Origin of the sequence: Arthrobacter sp. 179 (assembly GCF_052379645.1) — a bacterium.
Taxonomy (GTDB): Bacteria; Actinomycetota; Actinomycetes; order Actinomycetales; family Micrococcaceae; genus Arthrobacter_H.
This window is the reverse complement of the sequence record NZ_JBQSYU010000028.1, coordinates 17,546-34,015: the sequence shown is the minus strand read 5'-3', so window position 1 is coordinate 34,015 and position 16,470 is coordinate 17,546. Positions and strand designations below refer to the sequence as shown.

Below are 16,470 nucleotides of genomic sequence, written 5' to 3'. Positions count from 1 at the left end.
GCGCCCCGGACCGGGGCCGGAAGGCTACTCGGTGAAGGCGCTGCGGGCCCAGTCGGGCCACCAGCGGGTTTCCTCGGCGCGGCGCTCCTGACGCTCCCATTCGGCGTCGCGGGCCGCCTTTTCCCGGGCGGCCTGCCGTTCTGCCGCGGCTTCCTTCTTCGCGGTCTTGGACTTCTGCTTCTTCCGGTCGGCCACCAAATGATCGGAATACTCTTCGAAGGTGGCCATGTCCTGCTGGTCCATCCGTTGTGCCGCCTTGGTGCCGACATAGCGCAGATGCCACGGCTCGAAGTTGTAGCCGGTGGTTTCGTGCTCGTCCTGGGGGTACCTGACGATGAAACCGTAGTCGGCGGCATGGGCGGCGATCCATTTGCCGGAGGGCAGATCGGCCAGGCAGGCCTTCAGGGCGCATTGGCCACTGGCGGCTCCGACGTCGGCGGAAAGCCCGAGCTGATGTTCGCTGGTTCCCGGCTTGGCCGAGATGCGTGCGGCATAGTCCTTGCCGTACTTCCTCGTGTACCGCTGGAAGAGGGCGAGCTGGTGGTCATAGGAGCGGTAGGCGCTGATGACCGTGAGTCGTTGCCCATCCCGGGCGCCGCCGGCGATGAGCTTCTTCATGGCCTTGGCGGCGCGGGGAACCATCTCGGTGCCGTTTCCGGAGACCGAGACCAGATCCTTGGGCGCGTAGTCGCGCGGCTGCAACGGATGATCCTTGTTGACCAGCACCAACGGGGAGGCGGGGTCGGTGCTGTAGGCGGCGTACTGGTGATCGGAGGTGGAGGACTTCGAATTCTTCCCGGGCGTCGCCTCTGCGGTGGCCGCGCTGGAGGGCGTGGCCTGGGTGCTTTGCAGGTCACCGACGGGGGAGGCCTGGGCCGTGGCGGCAGGCAGCAGGAAGGCAGCCGCGAGCGCGATGCTGGTCGCCACTGCGGGAAGACGGCGGAGCGTGTCGGGTGTAGTCATCATGGTGTGTGTGGTGCGTGGAGCAGCCTGCGGACCTCGCAGGGCCGTTCGACCCACCGAGCTACAGGATAACGCCGGGGGCCCGGCATAGGCTATTTTGGGAACCGTGCTGATATCTGACCGCGACATCCGGACCGAACTGGACAGCGGGCGCATCGGGTTGGACCCGTATGAGCCCGGGATGATCCAGCCCGCCAGCGTCGACGTCCGCCTGGACCGCTATTTCAGGCTTTTCGACAACCACAAATACGCCCATATCGACCCCTCGCAGGACCAACCGGAGCTGACCCGCCTGGTGGAAGTCGACCCCACCGAGGCGTTCGTCCTCCACCCGGGGGAATTCGTGCTCGGCTCGACCTACGAACGGGTCACGCTGCCCGACGACGTCGCGGCCCGGCTCGAAGGGAAGTCATCGCTGGGCCGGCTGGGACTGCTCACGCACTCCACCGCGGGCTTCATCGATCCAGGCTTCTCGGGGCATGTGACATTGGAACTGTCGAACATGGCGACCCTGCCGATCAAACTGTGGCCGGGATCGAAGATCGGCCAGCTTTGCTTCTTCAAGCTCACCTCGCCGACGGAGCACCCCTATGGTTCCGGACCCTACGGGAACCGCTACCAGGGCCAACGCGGTCCGACGGCGTCGCGGAGTCACCTGAACTTCCACCGCACCGACCTGCAGGCCTGAACCGGCTCAGCCGCGACCGGTGAACGGCATGCCGGTGGCCGTGATGACCAATGAGTCGACGGTGACCTCCAAGGGGAGTTCGGCCAGCTGCCTCACCGCCCGGGCCGCATGATGGACGTCGAAGACCGGCTCGTTCTTCGTGCTGCCGTCGGCCTGGAGGGTCCCGGTGGTGAATCCCGCCGTCAATTCGGTGGCGGTGTTGCCGATGTCGATTTGTGAGGCGGTGACCCGTGAGGTGCGCCCATCGAGGGCGATGGACTTCGTCAGCCCGGTGATGGCATGTTTCGTCGTCGTGTAGGCCACCGATTGCGGTCGCGGTGCGTGGGCGGAGATCGACCCGTTGTTGATGATCCTGCCGCCCTGCGGATCCTGGGACTTCATCGCCCTGACGGCCGCTGCGGCGCAGAGCATGCTGCCGGTCAGATTCACGGCCACCACGTCGTTCCAATCCGAAAGCGGGATCTCGTCGACCGAGGCGCGGGGGCCGAAGGCGCCGGCGTTGTTGAACAGGACGTCCACCCGGTTCCAGGTTCCGGTCACCGTCGAGAACAGGGCCTCGACCTGCTGGGGGTCGGTGATGTCCGTGGGGACGACCAGGGCCCGGTCGTTGGCCCGTGCCGTCTGTTCCAGGGCCCCGGACCGTCGTCCTGCCAGCGCGACGTACCAGCCGTGATCCAGTAGTTCATGGGCCACGGCCCGGCCGATCCCCGAGCCGGCACCGGTGACGACGGCGACACGGACGGTTGATTCCGGGGTGTTCGGGGGGATGGTCATGCGTTCTCCTGATCGGTTGAGGGGGTGGGTTTGCGCACCGGCAGCAGCAGGAGCAATCCGAACAGCAGGACCAGCATGATCCCGAGGATGCCGTAGCGCTGGGCGCCGCCTTCAGCCACGTGGCTCGTGGCCAGGACGATGGCCATGGTGAAGAAGCCCGGGGCCAGGAAGGAGACCGCGCGGCCGGTCGTGGCATACAGGCCGAAGAGCTCGCCTTCGCGGCCTTCGGCGGCCAGCCGGGCCAGAAACGCGCGGGACGAGGCCTGTGCGGGCCCGACGAACAGGGTCAGCATCAGGCCGAAGATCCAGAAGCCGGTGGCGTCGGGGGAAAGGAACACCCCCCCAGCGGCGACGAGCAGGCCCACGAGGGAGCCGATGATGACCGCCTTGGGGCCGATCTTGTCATCCAGCACCCCACCGACCAGGGCGCCCGCGGCAGCCACGAGGTTCCCGACGATGGCAAAGACGATCACTTCGGAGAGTTCGAAGCCGAAGGTTCCGGCGGCGATCACCCCGCCGAAGGCGAAGACGGCGGCCAGCCCATCGCGGAACACGGCCGAAGCGATGAGGAAGAAGACCGTGTTCCGCTCGGTGCGCCAGAGCGAGGCGACGTTGCGGCCCAGCTGTCTGTAGGACTCCAGGATGCTGACCTTGGCCATCTTCTGCCGCCGGGAGACCTCGGGGACGGCGAAGAGCACCGGCAGCCCGAAACCGAAGAACCAGAGGGCGGAGAAGACCGCGACCAGCCGGATGTTCAAGGCGTTGTCGGTGTTGGAACCCGGCCAGTCGACCACGGGCTGGACGAAGAGGAACAAGACCAGGGACAAGGCCAGGATGCCACCGACGTAGCCCATGCCCCATCCGAAGCCCGAGATCTTGCCGATGGTCTTCGGGGTGGAGATCTGCGGGAGCATGGCGTTGTAGTTGACGCCGGCGAATTCGGAAAAGACGCTGGCTGCGGCGATGAGACCGACCCCCAGCACCAGGAAGCGCGGATCGGGGAAGACGAAGAAGGCGGCGGCGGTGGCCAGGGCCACCAGGGCCGTGTTCACGCCCAGCCAGAAGCGGCGGCGGCCGCCCGCATCCGACCGCTGGCCGGTCACCGGGGCCAACAGGGCGATCGTGAAACCGGCGACGGTCAGCGCCAGCGACAGCGCGGAGGTGTTGGAATCGGTATCCCCGAACGCGGAACTGGTCAGGTAGACGGTGAACACGAAGGTCGTCATCACCGCGTTGATCGCCGAGGCGCCCCAGTCCCAGGAGGCCCAGGCAATGACTTGTTTCGAAATCGTTCGTGCTCCGCGCTCGGGCAGCGCCGTGGGCGTGGCGTTCGGGCTCATTCCTGAAGCGTAACGCCCTGCGCGAAATTACCGGCCTATTAAGGTGCTTTCTACGGAATCGGATTGATGAACTGTTAAACTAAATTAATTACCTGACCGAGTGCTGCAGTGTCGAACCATGCGTGGCCCAGAACCCCTCAGGAGAACATCGTGGCCGTGGTCCTCATCGCGCTCTTTGCGGTGAGCGCCGTGGCGCCGCTTTTGTTCCGCCGCTTCGGCCGGGCTTCGTTCTATCTCCTCGGTGCCGTCCCCGCCGCCGCATTCGTGTGGCTGCTGGTCAACTTTGATTCCTTCATCTCCGCCGACCAATCGGCGGCCGCCGGGGAACCGAATGCGCCACCTGGATTACTGCTCCATTGGATCCCCGTCCTGCAACTGGACCTGGCTTTCCGGATGGATGCGTTGGCCGCGGTCCTGAGCTTGCTGATCCTGGGCGTCGGTGCGCTGGTGTTGTTCTACTGCGCGCGCTATTTCAAGAACGAGGACGCCAACATCGGGCCCTTCGGCGCCCAGCTGCTGGCCTTCGCCGGGGCCATGTTCGGGCTGGTGATCGCCGATGACCTGATCCTCCTGTTCATCTTCTGGGAAATCACGACGATCCTGTCCTATCTGCTGGTCGGCTTCGCCCGGACCCGCATCTTCGCCCGCCGCTCCGCCCTGCAGGCGCTGCTGGTGACCACCTTCGGCGGATTGGCCATGCTGCTGGGCCTGGTGATGATCGGCCAGACCGCCGGCACCTACCGGCTCTCCGAAATCATGGCCATGGCCCCGGAACTGGCCTCGCGCGGAACCCTCATCGATATCGCCATCGCCCTGGTGCTTCTCGGGGCCGTGAGTAAATCGGCACTGGTACCCTTCCATTTCTGGCTCCCCGGTGCCATGGCCGCACCAACCCCGGTATCCGCCTACCTCCATGCCGCCGCCATGGTGAAAGCAGGGGTCTACCTGGTGGCCCGCCTGGCCCCCGGATTCTCCGGGACCACCTACTGGGACGGGATGATCATCGGGCTGGGGCTGGCGACCATGCTCGTCGGTGGCTGGAGGGCCCTGCGACAGACCGACATCAAACTGGTGCTGGCCTACGGGACCGTCTCCCAGCTGGGTTTCATCATGTTGGTGGTGGGGCAGGGCACCGCGGATGCCGCCCTCGCCGGGCTGGCCCTGATGCTGGCCCACGGTTTCTTCAAGGCGGCATTGTTCCTGGTCGTGGGGATCATCGACCACCAGGCGGGAACCCGCGACGTGAGACTGCTGTCGGGACTGTGGCGGACCGCTCCGAAACTGTTCGTCGTGGCGGTGATCTCGGCGGCTTCGATGGCCGGCATCCCACCGCTGTATGGCTTCGTCGCCAAGGAATCGGTGCTCGAGGTCCTATTGGCCGGTGCTCATGACATCGCGGGGATCATCGTGTTCCTGGGGGTGCTGCTCGGCTCCGTCTTCACCGTCGCCTACAGCGCACGATTCATCTGGGGCGGCTTCGCTTCCAAACCGGGCATGCCGGCCACGGCGTTCAAGGCCGTCCCGTGGTCCTTCCTGGCGGCGCCGGCGGTCCTGACCGCGGCAACAGTGGTGTTCGGGTTCCTCCCGACGCCGCTGGGGAAGGCTGCGGCCGGATTCGCCTCGTTGTTCCCGGCCTCCGAGCACCCGGTCCAGCTGGCCCTATGGCACGGTCCGACCCCGGTGCTGGGCTTCTCGGTGCTCGTCATCGCCGCCGGGCTGCTGGTGCATCGGTGGCGGGCCGGATTCGGCGCCCTGCAGTCCCGCGTCCCGGCCCTGCTCGAAGCCGAGCAGGTGTACAAGTGGTCGCTGAACGCGGTCGACGAGGTCTCCGTCTGGACCACCGGGCGGACCCAGCGTGGTTCGCTGCCGTTCTACCTGGGCGTCATCCTCCTGGTTGCCCTGGTGGTCCCGGCGGTCGCGGGGCTGACCAACCAGACACCCCTGCCGGAGAACATCGTCTGGTTCGACACCCCCGCCCAACTGATCGCCGGACTCTGCATGATCGTCGGGGCCCTGGCGGCCATCCGGGCCAACCGGCGCTTCCTGGCCGTGTTGATGGTCTCCGTCACCGGGTACGGCATGGCCTTCATCTTCGCCCTGCAGGGTGCCCCGGACCTGGCGCTGACCCAATTGCTGGTGGAAACGATCGTCCTGGTGGCGATGGTGCTGGCGCTGCGGGTGCTTCCCCCACCGCTCTGGACGCTGAACCCCACGGGGCACCGCATGGCGCGGGCCCTGCTGGGGATCGGGTTCGGGGTGGCGATGATCGGCATCGCCGCAGCCGCCATGGCCTCACGTACCGCGGACCCGGTGTCGCTGTCCTTCCCGGAACTGGCCTATTTCGGCGGGGCCGGCAAGAACATCGTCAACGTCACCCTCGTGGACATCCGTGTCTGGGACACCTTCGGGGAGATCACCGTGTTGGCCGTGGCCGCCACCGGGGTGGCCTCGCTGATCTTCGTCCGCGGCCGGGGCGACATCAGGCACCGGGTGGTCGAGGCGGAACCCGGATCCGTGGGGCGGGCCAGACCACAGCCCGGCGGCACCCGCGCCGCGGCGGCCCTGGCGACCGCCCGGCATTTCGCCCAGTCGGCGAAGGACGCCTGGCTGGTGGCCGGCAAGACGCTGGCCCCCGAACGCCGGTCCATCATCTTCGAAGTGGTTGCCCGGCTGGTCTTCCACACGATCATCATCTTCTCCATCTACCTCCTGCTGGCCGGACATAATTCCCCCGGCGGCGGATTCGCCGGCGGGCTGTTGGCCGGACTGGCCCTGACCATCCGTTATCTGGCCGGCGGGCGGTTCGAACTCGCCGAAGCCACCCCCATCAGCCCCGGCACGTTGCTGGGCCTCGGTCTGGCCACCTCGGCCCTCTCCGGCGTCGTCCCCCTGCTGCTGGGCGGCCAACTGTTCCAGACCGCGGTCCTTGAATTCGCCCTGCCCGTCTTCGGGGAGCAGAAATTCGTCACCTCCACGTTCTTCGACATCGGGGTGTACCTGGTGGTGGTGGGGCTGGTCGTGGACGTGCTGCGCAGCCTCGGCTCGGAGATCGATGAGAAGACCGAGAAGCGCGGACTGCTCTCCGGCGGGGTGCGCCGGCCTCGCCGGCCCGTCGTCCAACGGGCGGGGGACCGGCAATGAGTGTGAACATGACCCTGCTGATCGTGATGGGCGTGCTCTTCGCGGCGGGGATCTACCTGTTGCTCGAACGCAGTCTGACCCGGGTGCTGCTGGGCATCATCCTGGTCGGCAACGGGGTGAACCTGCTGATCCTGGCCGCCGGCGGGCGCAGCGGGCTCGCCCCCCTCTACGAGGCGGGGACCCCGGCGGAGGACTATGCCGACCCGCTTCCGCAGGCGCTGATCCTCACCGCCATCGTCATCACCTTCGCGGTCACCGCGTTCCTGCTGGCCATGATCTACCGGTCCTGGGTCATCGCCCGCCGGGACGAACTCACCGACGACGCCGAGGACCGCCGGGTAGCCTCCAAGGACACCTTCGACTTCGAGGAGGACTCCGAAGTCGAGCTGGAGACCTCGGAGTTCCCGGCCGATATCGATGACGAGGGGGAGGGGGTCCACACCGAGGAATCGCGGAGGGCGGCGGCCGCCCGGGTCGCCGGGGAACGGCTGGCCAGCGAACTGCGGCAGGCCTCCTCCGAGGAGAGTGCGGGAACCAACAACAAACGACGCAACAGGAAGGCCCGATGATGGAGGACCTGGCCGCGATCGACGTCGCCCCCCTGGCGGTGCTGCTGCCCATCCTGGGCGCCGCCCTGGCCTTCGTGCTGCGACGGCACCCGCTGGCCCAGCGCACCGCGACGATCGGGACCCTGTGCCTGACCCTCGCCCTGGAATCCTGGCTCCTGGTATCGGCCTGGAGACATGGGGCGCAAGCGGTCGTCATCGGCGGATGGGCCCCACCGTTCGGGATCTCCATGGTGGTCGACGAGTTCTCCGCACTGATGCTCGTGGTCTCCACGGCGGTCAGCCTGACCGTGCTGCTCTACGCCACCGGCCAAGGCATGGCCGACGGGGACGAGGACGGGCCCATCTCGGTGTTCCACCCCGCCTACCTGATCCTGGTCGCCGGGGTGTCCAACGCCTTTCTGGCCGGCGACCTGTTCAACCTCTACGTCGGTTTCGAAATCCTGCTGACCGCCTCCTACGTGCTGCTGACCCTGGGCGGGACCACGGCCCGGATCCGTGCGGGGGTCACCTATGTGGTGGTCTCGGTGGTCTCCTCGATCCTGTTCCTGCTGGCGATCGGGCTGGTCTACGCCGCGACCGGGACCGTGAACATGGCCGATCTGGCCGGCAAGCTCGCCGAGATCGACCCCGGAACCCAACAGATCCTGCATGTGATGCTGCTGGTCGCCTTCGGCGTCAAGGCCGCGGTGTTCCCGCTGTCCTTCTGGCTCCCCGACTCCTACCCGACGGCTCCTGCGCCGGTGACGGCCGTGTTCGCCGGCCTGCTGACCAAGGTGGGTGTCTATGCGATCATCCGGACCGAAACCCTGCTCTTCCCCGGGGGCCGGCTGAACACGGCGCTGCTGGTGGTCGCCCTGCTGACCATGCTCGTGGGGATCCTCGGCGCCCTCGCCCAGGCCGACTTCAAACGCATGCTCTCCTTCACGTTGACCAGCCACATCGGCTACATGATGTTCGGGGTCGCCACCGGCAGCGCCGTCGCCCTGGCGGCCACCGTCTACTACGTGGCCCACCACATCATCGTGCAGACCTCGCTGTTCCTGGTCGCCGGGCTGATGGAACGCCGGGGCGGGACCTCGAACGTGGACCGGCTCGGGTCGTTGGCCAAGCTGTCACCGGTGCTGGCGGTACTGTTCTTCATCCCGGCGATGAACCTGGCCGGCATCCCGCCGTTCTCCGGGTTCCTGGGCAAGGTCGGGTTGCTGCGCGGCGGCGTGGACCTGGGGACCCCGCTGGCCTGGGTCCTGCTGGCCGGGGCCCTGGTGACCTCCCTGCTGACCCTGTTGGCCGTCGCCCGGGTCTGGAACCGGGCGTTCTGGCGTCGCGCCGAGGACGCCGAGGACGCCGACCCGATCCTGCTGATCGCCGCGGAGGAGGCCCGCCGTCCCGCCACCGGGACGACCGGCGTCAAAACCCAGCCACATCGCCTGAGCGGACGGGGGGATGCGGCCGTGCTGCCCCCGACCATGGTCTTCGCCACCGGGGTGCTGGTGGCCCTGGGGGTGGCCCTGACCATCTTCGCCGGGCCGCTCTTCGACCTGGCCGACCAGGCCTCGCAGCAGATGCTCGAACGCACGCCCTACATCGAGGCCGTCCTGGGCGCCTCCGAGACGGGAGGCGGACGATGAGCCCGCACCGGCATCCGCGTCCGGCACGGCCCTCGGAACTGCTCACCGGGGCCCGCAGCGCCCGGACCAGGGCACGACGGCGTCGTGCCCGCTTCCTGATCGAACTTCCCCTGATGTTGTGGCTGGTCCTGGTGTGGGGCGCCCTCTGGCGGGACTTCAGCCCCGGGAACCTGATTTTCGGGTTCGTCATCGCCCTGGGGGTGGTGACGACCTTCAAACTGCCTCCCGTGGAGCTCTCCGGCCGGTTCAACCCCTGGCAGGGGCTGGTGTTCACGGTGTTGTTCCTGCGTGAAATCGTGCGGGCGAGCATCCAGGTGGTGCTCGTGGTCCTCCGGCGCGGGCCGAAGGTGCGCAACGCGGTCATCGGCATCCGCATGCGCAGCCAGGAAGACCTCATGGCCACGGTCCTGGGGCATGTGCTGACCCTCATCCCGGGGTCCTTCGTCGTGGAGATCGACCGGACGACCTCCACGCTTTACCTGCACGTGCTGGACATCAACACCGTCCAGGAGGCCGAGGACTTCCGGCGGCAGGTCAGGTCCATCGAAGCGAGGATCATCCGGATGATGGGCAGCCGGGAGGAACTGGCGGCCCTGGACGCCGAGGGCCCCGCAGGCCCCGACCCCGCAGCACGAGCGAACCGATCGATGAAGGAGCACCCATGATCATCGTCGCTGCCTGGATCGCCGGGGTCGCCCTGGCGCTTGGCGCCGTCATGGCACTGATCCGGTTGGCCAGGGGCCCGTCGATCCTGGACCGGACTCTGGCCCTGGACGTCCTGTTGATCATCATCCTGTGCGGACTCTGCGTGGACATGGTCGTGAACCGGCATCTGAACCACATCGTGTTCATCGTCGTCGGGTCGCTGGTGGCCTTCATCGGTTCGGTCACCATCGCCCGCTACGTCACCGATCGGAGGGGGCAATGATCGTGCTTGGACTGACCGAGGGCGGGATGCTGGACCAGGTCCTGGACTGGATCGTGGTGATCAGCATGGTCTCCGGGGCTCTGCTGTCCGTGGCCGCAGGCATCGGCCTGCTGCGTTTCCCGGACCTCTTCTCCCGCATGCACGCGGCCACGAAACCGCAGGTCCTGGGATTGTTCCTGATGCTGCTCTCCGTCGCCCTGCAGATCAGGGCCTGGTCCGCGGTGCCGATACTGGTGCTGGCCTGGTTCTTCCAGCTGCTCACCGCCCCGGTGACCGCCCATATGGTCGGTCGTGCCGGCTACCGGACCCGGCACCTCAAACAGGAGACGCTGGTCCTCGACGACCTCAATGAAGTGGTCTCCGAGGCCCAGCGCCGCCTGGACGAAGGCCGCTGACGAGGATCAGACCTCGTCGGCCGTGTGGTTGAAGCGGGCAATGGCCCGCTGCGTGCCACGGTTGGTCAGGACCTGGATCACTGCGGACACCACGGCGGAGACCACAGCGAACCCGAGCGCATGACGCATCGATGCCTCGGCCTGGGCTTCCTTGTCGTTCGGCTTCGGGGGGTTCTCTCCGGTGACCTTGTACCAGATGGTGTCCACGAGCTTGCCGCCGACGAAGCCGGCGCCGATCGACACGACCGCGCCGACGATCTTCAATAATGCGTTCACGAACGATTCTCCCGTCGGTAGGTGATTACCTGCCCAGCATAACGCGCTGTAGACTCGGCCCTACTGAATCACCTACGACAGGGGAGCGTCGCCGACCGGCCACGGCCGGAATCTTCGACGCTGAGAGTGCGGAACACCGCAGACCCTCGAACCTGCTCCGGCTCGTACCGGCGAAGGGAGTCGAGAATCTCAGGACCCGCGGAACCGCCGCGGGGTCCTCCCCTCCTTGGACCCAAGGAGGAACACCACATGAGCAGCACCCTCTCGGCGGCACCGACCGCCCGTTACACCTGGCGCGTCGTGGACATCGTCGTCGCCTCCGTCATCGCCGTGGCCTCCGGGGTGATCTTCTGGGCCTGGAACACCACCCACCACGCCTTCGACTTCATCTTCGTGGCCTTCCCGCCCTCATCCGCCCTGCTGGCCGGAATGTGGCTCTTCCCCGCCGTCCTGGGGGCACTGATCATCCGCAAACCAGGGGCCGCACTGTTCTGCGAGATGGTAGCCGCGGTCGTTTCCTCGCTCCTGGGCTCCGAATACGGCTGGACGGTCTGGGCCTCGGGGATCATCCAGGGCCTCGGCGCCGAAATCGTCTTCGCCGTGCTGCTCTACCGCCGCTGGTCGCTGCCGGTGGCGCTGTTCGCCGGGCTGCTGACCGGGATCTTCGGTGGAGTGAACGACGCCTTCGTCTTCTCCTGGTTCCCCGACTACACCGAGAGCATGAAACTGGCCTATGTGGTGTTCATGGCCATTTCGGGCCTGGTCATCGCCGGATTGGGATCCTGGGCACTGACCCGGGCCCTGTCGCGAACCGGGGCCTTGTCCTCGATGGCGTCGCGGAAGGCCGCCCAGGAACGGGTCCTGGGTTGAACCGATGACACATGATGCACCGACCGGGGCCCGGGGCCCTTCACCGGCCACCGGGGTCGGCGACGTCCGCGCGGCGGCGGTCAGGGCCAGCGGTTGGGGATGGCAGCATGCCGGACGCGAGGAGCCCGCCGTGCTGGGGCTGGACCTGGACATCGACGCCGGGGAGAAGGTGTTGCTCGTCGGCCCGTCCGGGGCCGGTAAATCGACCCTCATGCATGCCCTGGCCGGGGTGTTGCAGGACGATGAGGACAACGCCTCCGCAGGGGAACTGCTCATCGATGGCCGACCCGCCGCGGCCGCCCACGGCCGGACCGGGCTGATGCAGCAGGACCCCGAGACCCAGATCGTCCAGGCCCGGGTGGGGGACGACGTCGCCTTCGGGGCGGAAAACCTTTCGGTGGATCCGGAACTGATCTGGCCCCGCGTCATCGAATCCCTGCACGCCGTCGGGCTCAGCCTGCCCCTGGACCACCCCACCTCCTCCCTGTCGGGGGGACAGAAGCAACGACTGGCCCTGGCCGGGATCCTGGCCATGCGCCCGGGACTGGTCCTGCTGGACGAACCCACCGCGAACCTCGACCCCGAGGGGGTGCTGGAGGTCCGTGACGCAGTGATCGACGCCGTGGGCGCCAGCGGGGCGACGATGATCATCGTCGAACACCGGCTGGCGGCCTGGGCCGACGCCGTGGACCGCGTGATCGTCCTGGAGCCCGGCGGCGGCATCGCCTACCAGGGCACACCGGCCCGGCTCTTCGCCCCCGGACCCATCCGGGACCGGCTCATCGACGCCGGGGTCTGGGTTCCCGGCCACACTCCCGTGCTGCCGGCCCGGCCGAAGCCGGCAGCACCGGCCGCCGGCCTGTTGAGGGGACGGGGGTTGGCCGTGTCCAGAACGGCCCAGGGTCCTGCCGCCGTATCGGGTCTTGACCTGCGGATCGACGCCGGGCAGGCGCTGTGCATCACCGGGGCCAACGGGGCGGGCAAATCAACACTGGCGTTGACCCTGGCCGGGCTGCTGCCCGAACGGGCCGGCAGCGTCGCCGCCCTGCCGGGCCTCAGCGGCGACCAGGGCGCCGCGGGGGCCTCCGACCCCGGGGACGCCGACCGGCCCTACCGGTGGCGGGCCGGGGAACTGGTCGCCCGGATCGGCACCGTCTTCCAGGAGCCCGAGCACCAATTCGTCACCGCCACCGTGCGCGAGGAACTGGCCTTCGGCCCACGACGGGCCCGCAGACCGGGGTCGAAGACCCGGCTGTACACCGACGAGGAAATCACCGGACGGGTCGATGAGCTGTTGGACCGGTTGGGGCTGAGGCATCTGGCCGAGGCGAACCCGTTCACCCTCTCGGGAGGCGAAAAGCGCCGGCTGTCGGTGGCCACCGTGCTCGCCGCCCGCCCCCGACTACTGATCCTCGACGAACCGACCTTCGGCCAGGATGCCAATACCTGGAGGGAACTGGCGCTGTTGCTGCGCGAACAACTCCAGGACGGCGTCGCCGTCGTCGCGGTCACGCACGATGCGGGCTTCGCCGCCGCCTTGGGGGCTTCCACGGTCGAGGTCGTCGCCGATCGACGCCCCTGCCGGGAACCGGGCAGGACCACACCGCAGGGCCCGGACCCCACCACCGCCCGGGCCTCCGGGGGGATGCCGGGGCTGGAACCCGATGCCGGGGCCCGGGCGAGCTTCTTCGGGCTGTGCAACCCGTTGGCCAAGCTTGCTGCGGTGGTGCTGGCCACGGTGCCGTTGATCGCCTCCCTGGACCTGGTGACCTCCAGCATCGTCGTCCTCGCCAGCCTGCTGCTGCTCCGGCTCGGGGGGATCGCCCCGGGACGCTTCCTCCTGCGGGCGTGGCCTTTACTGGTGGCGGCCCTGTTTGCCGCCTGGGGCACCGCGCTGGTCGGCAACGATGCCGGCGCGGTCCTGCTGGACCTGGGGGTGGCCACGATCAGCGAGGGGTCCCTGGTCTCCGGGGTGGCCACCGGACTGCGGATCTTCGCGGTAGCGGTTCCCGCGGTCATCGTCCTCTCGAGCACCGACCCCACCGATCTGGCCAATGCCCTGGCCCAACAAGCCAGGCTTCCGCACCGTTTCGTGTTGGGTGCCTTGGCCGGGATGCGCCTGATCGGGCTGCTGGCCGAGGAATGGGTGACGTTGGGCATGGCCCGCCGGGCCCGGGGCGTGGGCGCCCAAGGAGGATTCGTGCAGCGTCTGCGGGCCAATGCGGGGCAGAGCCTGGGGCTGATGGTCCAGGCCATCCGCCGCGCCTCGCGGCTGGCGGTCACGATGGAGGCCAAGGGCTTCGGCGGGACCCACCGCACCTGGGCGCGGACCGCCACCTTCTCCTGGCGGGACGGGGCCCTGGTGGCCGGAGGCCTGTCCCTGGGGGTGGTGGCCACGGCGGCCGCCCTGCTCACCGGCGCCTGGAACCTCGTCTGGGGCTAGCCGGTCCTAGCCGACGGCTTCGAGCAGGGCCGCCAGTTCGGTGCCCAGGGCCCGATCCCGGGAGATCGGGGTGCCATCGATCGAGGTGACCGGGGCCAGCAGCCGGAGGCTGGAGACCAGCCATACGGCGTCGGCATCGAACAGGTCCGCCGGTTCCAACGGGCCGTAGCCCAACGTCCAGCCGGCGGCTTCGGCGGCCGCGAAGATCGCGCCCTGGGTGGTTCCGGGAAGGATTCCGGTCTCCACCATCGGGGTCACCAGCTGCTTGACCCCGTTCACTCGGGTGGCCAGCAGCACCGTGGAGGTCGGCCCCTCGAGCACGCGTCCGTCGCTGGAGGTGAAGATGACGTCCTCCGCCCCCAGTGTGTGGGCATGACGCAGGGCGGCCATGTTCACCGCGTAGGAAAGCGTCTTGGCGCCCTGGAGCAGCCACGGGGCCCGTTCGGCCAACGAGGAGTCGTAACCGCGGTCCAGGAGCACGACGGCGACACCCTCGGTGCGTTGGCGGCGTCCGGACTCCGGGGCGGGGGAGACGGTGACCCAGGCGGTGCCGTGGGGCTGGTCCTCCGGGCCCCGGGTGGCGATCAGTTTCACCACGGCCTCATCGGGGTCCTCCGGGTCCGCGGTACGCTCCTGGTCATACCGGGCCACCGCGGTGGCGATGGCCGCCCGCCAGGACTGCTCCCCGGGCAGGTCCAGGTCGCAGCTGGCCGCCGAGCCCCTGAGCCGGGAGAGGTGGGCGTCCAGTTTCCGTACGGCGCCGGCGGTATACAACATGGACTCGAAGACCCCGTCGCCGCGGATGACCCCCTGATCGGTGACGAGCAACTGCGCGGCGGAGGCATCGGCGAGGCGGCCGGCCGGCCTGGAGGGGTCCAAGAACACCAAGACTGTCATGGGCCAAGAATACCCTTGCGGTTTGTTCCTGCCACTAGGCTTGGACCGTCCCGACATCGTTGAGAGGTGCGTCCTTGACCGAATCGCTGTTCCTTTGGCAGAACCTTCCCGGATGGATGGTGTCGCTCCTCTGGGTGGTCGACCTCGGGATCCGGATCGTCATGCTCGGTGTCGTCCCCGGGAACCGGCGGCCGACCACCGCGATGGCCTGGCTGCTGTCCATCTTCTTCTTCCCCGTCGTCGGACTGGGTCTGTTCCTGCTGTTCGGGAACTTCAAGCTCTCGCAACGCCGGATCGACCGGCAAACCGACGTCAACCAACGGGTGATCGATGCCACCGCGACCCTGGACGTGGACAACGGCCCCCCGGACGCCCCGGAGTGGGTCCGGTCGGCGATCGAACTGAACCGCAACCTCGGGGCCTTCCCCCTGCAGGAAGGAAACCAGTTCGATTTCATCACCGATTCGAGCGAATCGATCCGCCGGATGACCGAGGCGATCAACCAGGCGAAGGACTACGTCAACGCCCAGTTCTACATCGTGGGCGACGATCCCGAGCTCACCGGCCCCTTCCTGACGGCGCTGGAGGATGCCGCCGACCGCGGGGTGCGCGTCAGGTTCCTCTTCGACCATCTGGGCACCATGCGCACCGAGGGATACCGCGAGTTGTTACGGCGTCTGCGCGGCAGCGGCATCGAATGGCGGCGGATGCTTCCCATCTCACCGCTGCGCTGGAAGTGGCGGCGCCCGGATCTGCGCAACCACCGGAAGATCCTGGTCATCGACGGCGAAACCGCCTTCACCGGGAGCCAGAACCTCATCGAGCCCGGCTATAAGCGCAAGTCCTCGCATAAGCTCGGCCGCGAATGGATCGATTTGATGGCCCGCGTCGGAGGACCGATGGTCACCGGCCTCGACGTCGTCTTCGCCACGGACTGGTCGCAGGAGACGGACGAGTACCTGCTGGAGGACCTCAACGAGGGCGGTGTCCCCCTGCCTTGCGGGACGACCACCGGACAGATCGTTCCCTCCGGACCGGGATTCGAGTCGGAGAACAACCTGCGCCTGTTCAACACGCTGATGTATTCGGCCACGGAGAAACTGACGATCACCAGCCCGTACTTCGTCCCGGATGATTCGATGCTCTACACGGTCACCACCGCGGCCCAGCGGGGGGTCGAGGTCGAGCTGCTGGTCTCCGAACGCGGCGACCAGGCGTTGGTCCATCACGCCCAACAGTCCTACTACCTGCAGTTGTTGAAGGCCGGGGTGAAGATCTACCGGTATCAGCAGCCGATGGTTCTGCACACCAAGTGCTTCACCGTCGACGACGAGGTGGCGGTCTTCGGGTCCTCCAACATGGATATGCGGTCCTTCTCGCTGAATCTGGAAGTGTCCCTGATGCTGCTGGGATCCCGGGCCGTGGGGGAGATCAAGAAGGTCCAGGACGCGTATAAGGAAAAGTGCACCCTGCTCACCCTGGAGGACTGGCTGGACCGTCCACGCACCATGCGCTACCTGGACAACGTGGCCCGGCTGACCGCAACCCTGCAGTAGGG

15 protein-coding genes and 1 riboswitch are annotated in these 16,470 nt (G+C 67.8%); of the genes, 10 read left to right on the top strand and 5 right to left on the bottom strand.

Annotated elements, in window-relative coordinates; translation table 11 throughout:
* Positions 1-24: 24 nt before the first annotated feature.
* The gene (locus tag ACT3UE_RS14195; protein WP_444554861.1) at positions 25-966 is read right to left on the bottom strand and encodes a M15 family metallopeptidase; all 942 of its coding nucleotides are present in this window, start codon (positions 964-966) and stop codon (positions 25-27) included.
* A gap of 103 nt (positions 967-1,069) precedes the next feature.
* On the opposite strand from ACT3UE_RS14195, the gene dcd reads away from it, so the two are divergent.
* On the top strand, positions 1,070-1,651 hold the full coding sequence (dcd, locus tag ACT3UE_RS14190) for a dCTP deaminase (protein ID WP_444554862.1): 582 nt from the start codon (positions 1,070-1,072) through the stop codon (positions 1,649-1,651).
* A gap of 6 nt (positions 1,652-1,657) precedes the next feature.
* Here the strand turns inward: dcd and ACT3UE_RS14185 are convergent, their stop codons facing one another.
* Together ACT3UE_RS14185 and ACT3UE_RS14180 are read right to left on the bottom strand one after the other, a co-directional pair.
* A complete protein-coding gene (locus tag ACT3UE_RS14185; RefSeq protein WP_444566928.1) occupies positions 1,658-2,425 on the bottom strand; it encodes an SDR family oxidoreductase in 768 nt (255 codons plus the stop codon).
* Complete coding sequence (locus ACT3UE_RS14180) at positions 2,422-3,765, bottom strand: MFS transporter (RefSeq protein ID WP_444566927.1); 1,344 nt, start codon at positions 3,763-3,765, stop codon at positions 2,422-2,424. The genes ACT3UE_RS14185 and ACT3UE_RS14180 overlap by 4 nt, the downstream gene beginning before the upstream one ends.
* Before the next feature lie 150 nt (positions 3,766-3,915).
* Between ACT3UE_RS14180 and ACT3UE_RS14175 the strand changes: the two genes are divergently transcribed.
* Genes ACT3UE_RS14175 through mnhG form a run of 6 tightly spaced genes read left to right on the top strand, consistent with a single transcriptional unit; the run spans position 3,916 to position 10,426 of the window.
* On the top strand, positions 3,916-6,906 hold the full coding sequence (locus ACT3UE_RS14175) for a Na+/H+ antiporter subunit A (RefSeq protein ID WP_444566926.1): 2,991 nt from the start codon (positions 3,916-3,918) through the stop codon (positions 6,904-6,906).
* The gene (locus tag ACT3UE_RS14170; protein ID WP_444566925.1) at positions 6,903-7,475 is read left to right on the top strand and encodes a Na(+)/H(+) antiporter subunit C; all 573 of its coding nucleotides are present in this window, start codon (positions 6,903-6,905) and stop codon (positions 7,473-7,475) included. Before ACT3UE_RS14175 ends, ACT3UE_RS14170 begins: the two co-directional genes overlap by 4 nt.
* Positions 7,472-9,103, top strand: coding sequence for a Na+/H+ antiporter subunit D (locus tag ACT3UE_RS14165; RefSeq protein WP_444566924.1), 1,632 nt, complete (start codon positions 7,472-7,474; stop codon positions 9,101-9,103). The genes ACT3UE_RS14170 and ACT3UE_RS14165 overlap by 4 nt, the downstream gene beginning before the upstream one ends.
* Positions 9,100-9,768 carry a Na+/H+ antiporter subunit E gene (locus ACT3UE_RS14160; RefSeq protein ID WP_444566923.1) on the top strand — a complete coding sequence of 223 codons (669 nt, stop codon included), beginning with the start codon at positions 9,100-9,102 and terminating at the stop codon, positions 9,766-9,768. Before ACT3UE_RS14165 ends, ACT3UE_RS14160 begins: the two co-directional genes overlap by 4 nt.
* The gene (locus tag ACT3UE_RS14155; RefSeq protein ID WP_444554869.1) at positions 9,765-10,031 is read left to right on the top strand and encodes a monovalent cation/H+ antiporter complex subunit F; all 267 of its coding nucleotides are present in this window, start codon (positions 9,765-9,767) and stop codon (positions 10,029-10,031) included. Before ACT3UE_RS14160 ends, ACT3UE_RS14155 begins: the two co-directional genes overlap by 4 nt.
* Positions 10,028-10,426, top strand: coding sequence for a monovalent cation/H(+) antiporter subunit G (gene mnhG, locus ACT3UE_RS14150; protein WP_444566922.1), 399 nt, complete (start codon positions 10,028-10,030; stop codon positions 10,424-10,426). Before ACT3UE_RS14155 ends, mnhG begins: the two co-directional genes overlap by 4 nt.
* 6 nt (positions 10,427-10,432) lie before the next feature.
* Here the strand turns inward: mnhG and ACT3UE_RS14145 are convergent, their stop codons facing one another.
* Positions 10,433-10,702 (bottom strand): DUF4235 domain-containing protein, encoded by a 270-nt coding sequence (locus ACT3UE_RS14145; RefSeq protein ID WP_444566921.1) that lies wholly within the window; start codon positions 10,700-10,702, stop codon positions 10,433-10,435.
* Between the two features lie 69 nt (positions 10,703-10,771).
* Positions 10,772-10,898: riboswitch (TPP riboswitch) on the top strand.
* 53 nt (positions 10,899-10,951) lie between these two features.
* Between ACT3UE_RS14145 and ACT3UE_RS14140 the strand changes: the two genes are divergently transcribed.
* Both ACT3UE_RS14140 and ACT3UE_RS14135 read left to right on the top strand, forming a co-directional pair.
* Positions 10,952-11,572: an ECF transporter S component gene (locus ACT3UE_RS14140; protein ID WP_444554872.1), complete on the top strand. Its 621-nt coding sequence runs from the start codon at positions 10,952-10,954 to the stop codon at positions 11,570-11,572.
* 4 nt (positions 11,573-11,576) lie between these two features.
* Positions 11,577-14,015 (top strand): ATP-binding cassette domain-containing protein, encoded by a 2,439-nt coding sequence (locus ACT3UE_RS14135; RefSeq protein WP_444566920.1) that lies wholly within the window; start codon positions 11,577-11,579, stop codon positions 14,013-14,015.
* Positions 14,016-14,021: 6 nt separating this feature from the next.
* Here the strand turns inward: ACT3UE_RS14135 and ACT3UE_RS14130 are convergent, their stop codons facing one another.
* A complete protein-coding gene (locus ACT3UE_RS14130) occupies positions 14,022-14,912 on the bottom strand; it encodes an aminodeoxychorismate lyase (protein ID WP_444566919.1) in 891 nt (296 codons plus the stop codon).
* A gap of 116 nt (positions 14,913-15,028) precedes the next feature.
* Between ACT3UE_RS14130 and cls the strand changes: the two genes are divergently transcribed.
* On the top strand, positions 15,029-16,468 hold the full coding sequence (gene cls, locus ACT3UE_RS14125; protein WP_444566929.1) for a cardiolipin synthase: 1,440 nt from the start codon (positions 15,029-15,031) through the stop codon (positions 16,466-16,468).
* The last annotated feature ends 2 nt before the right edge of the window (positions 16,469-16,470 follow it).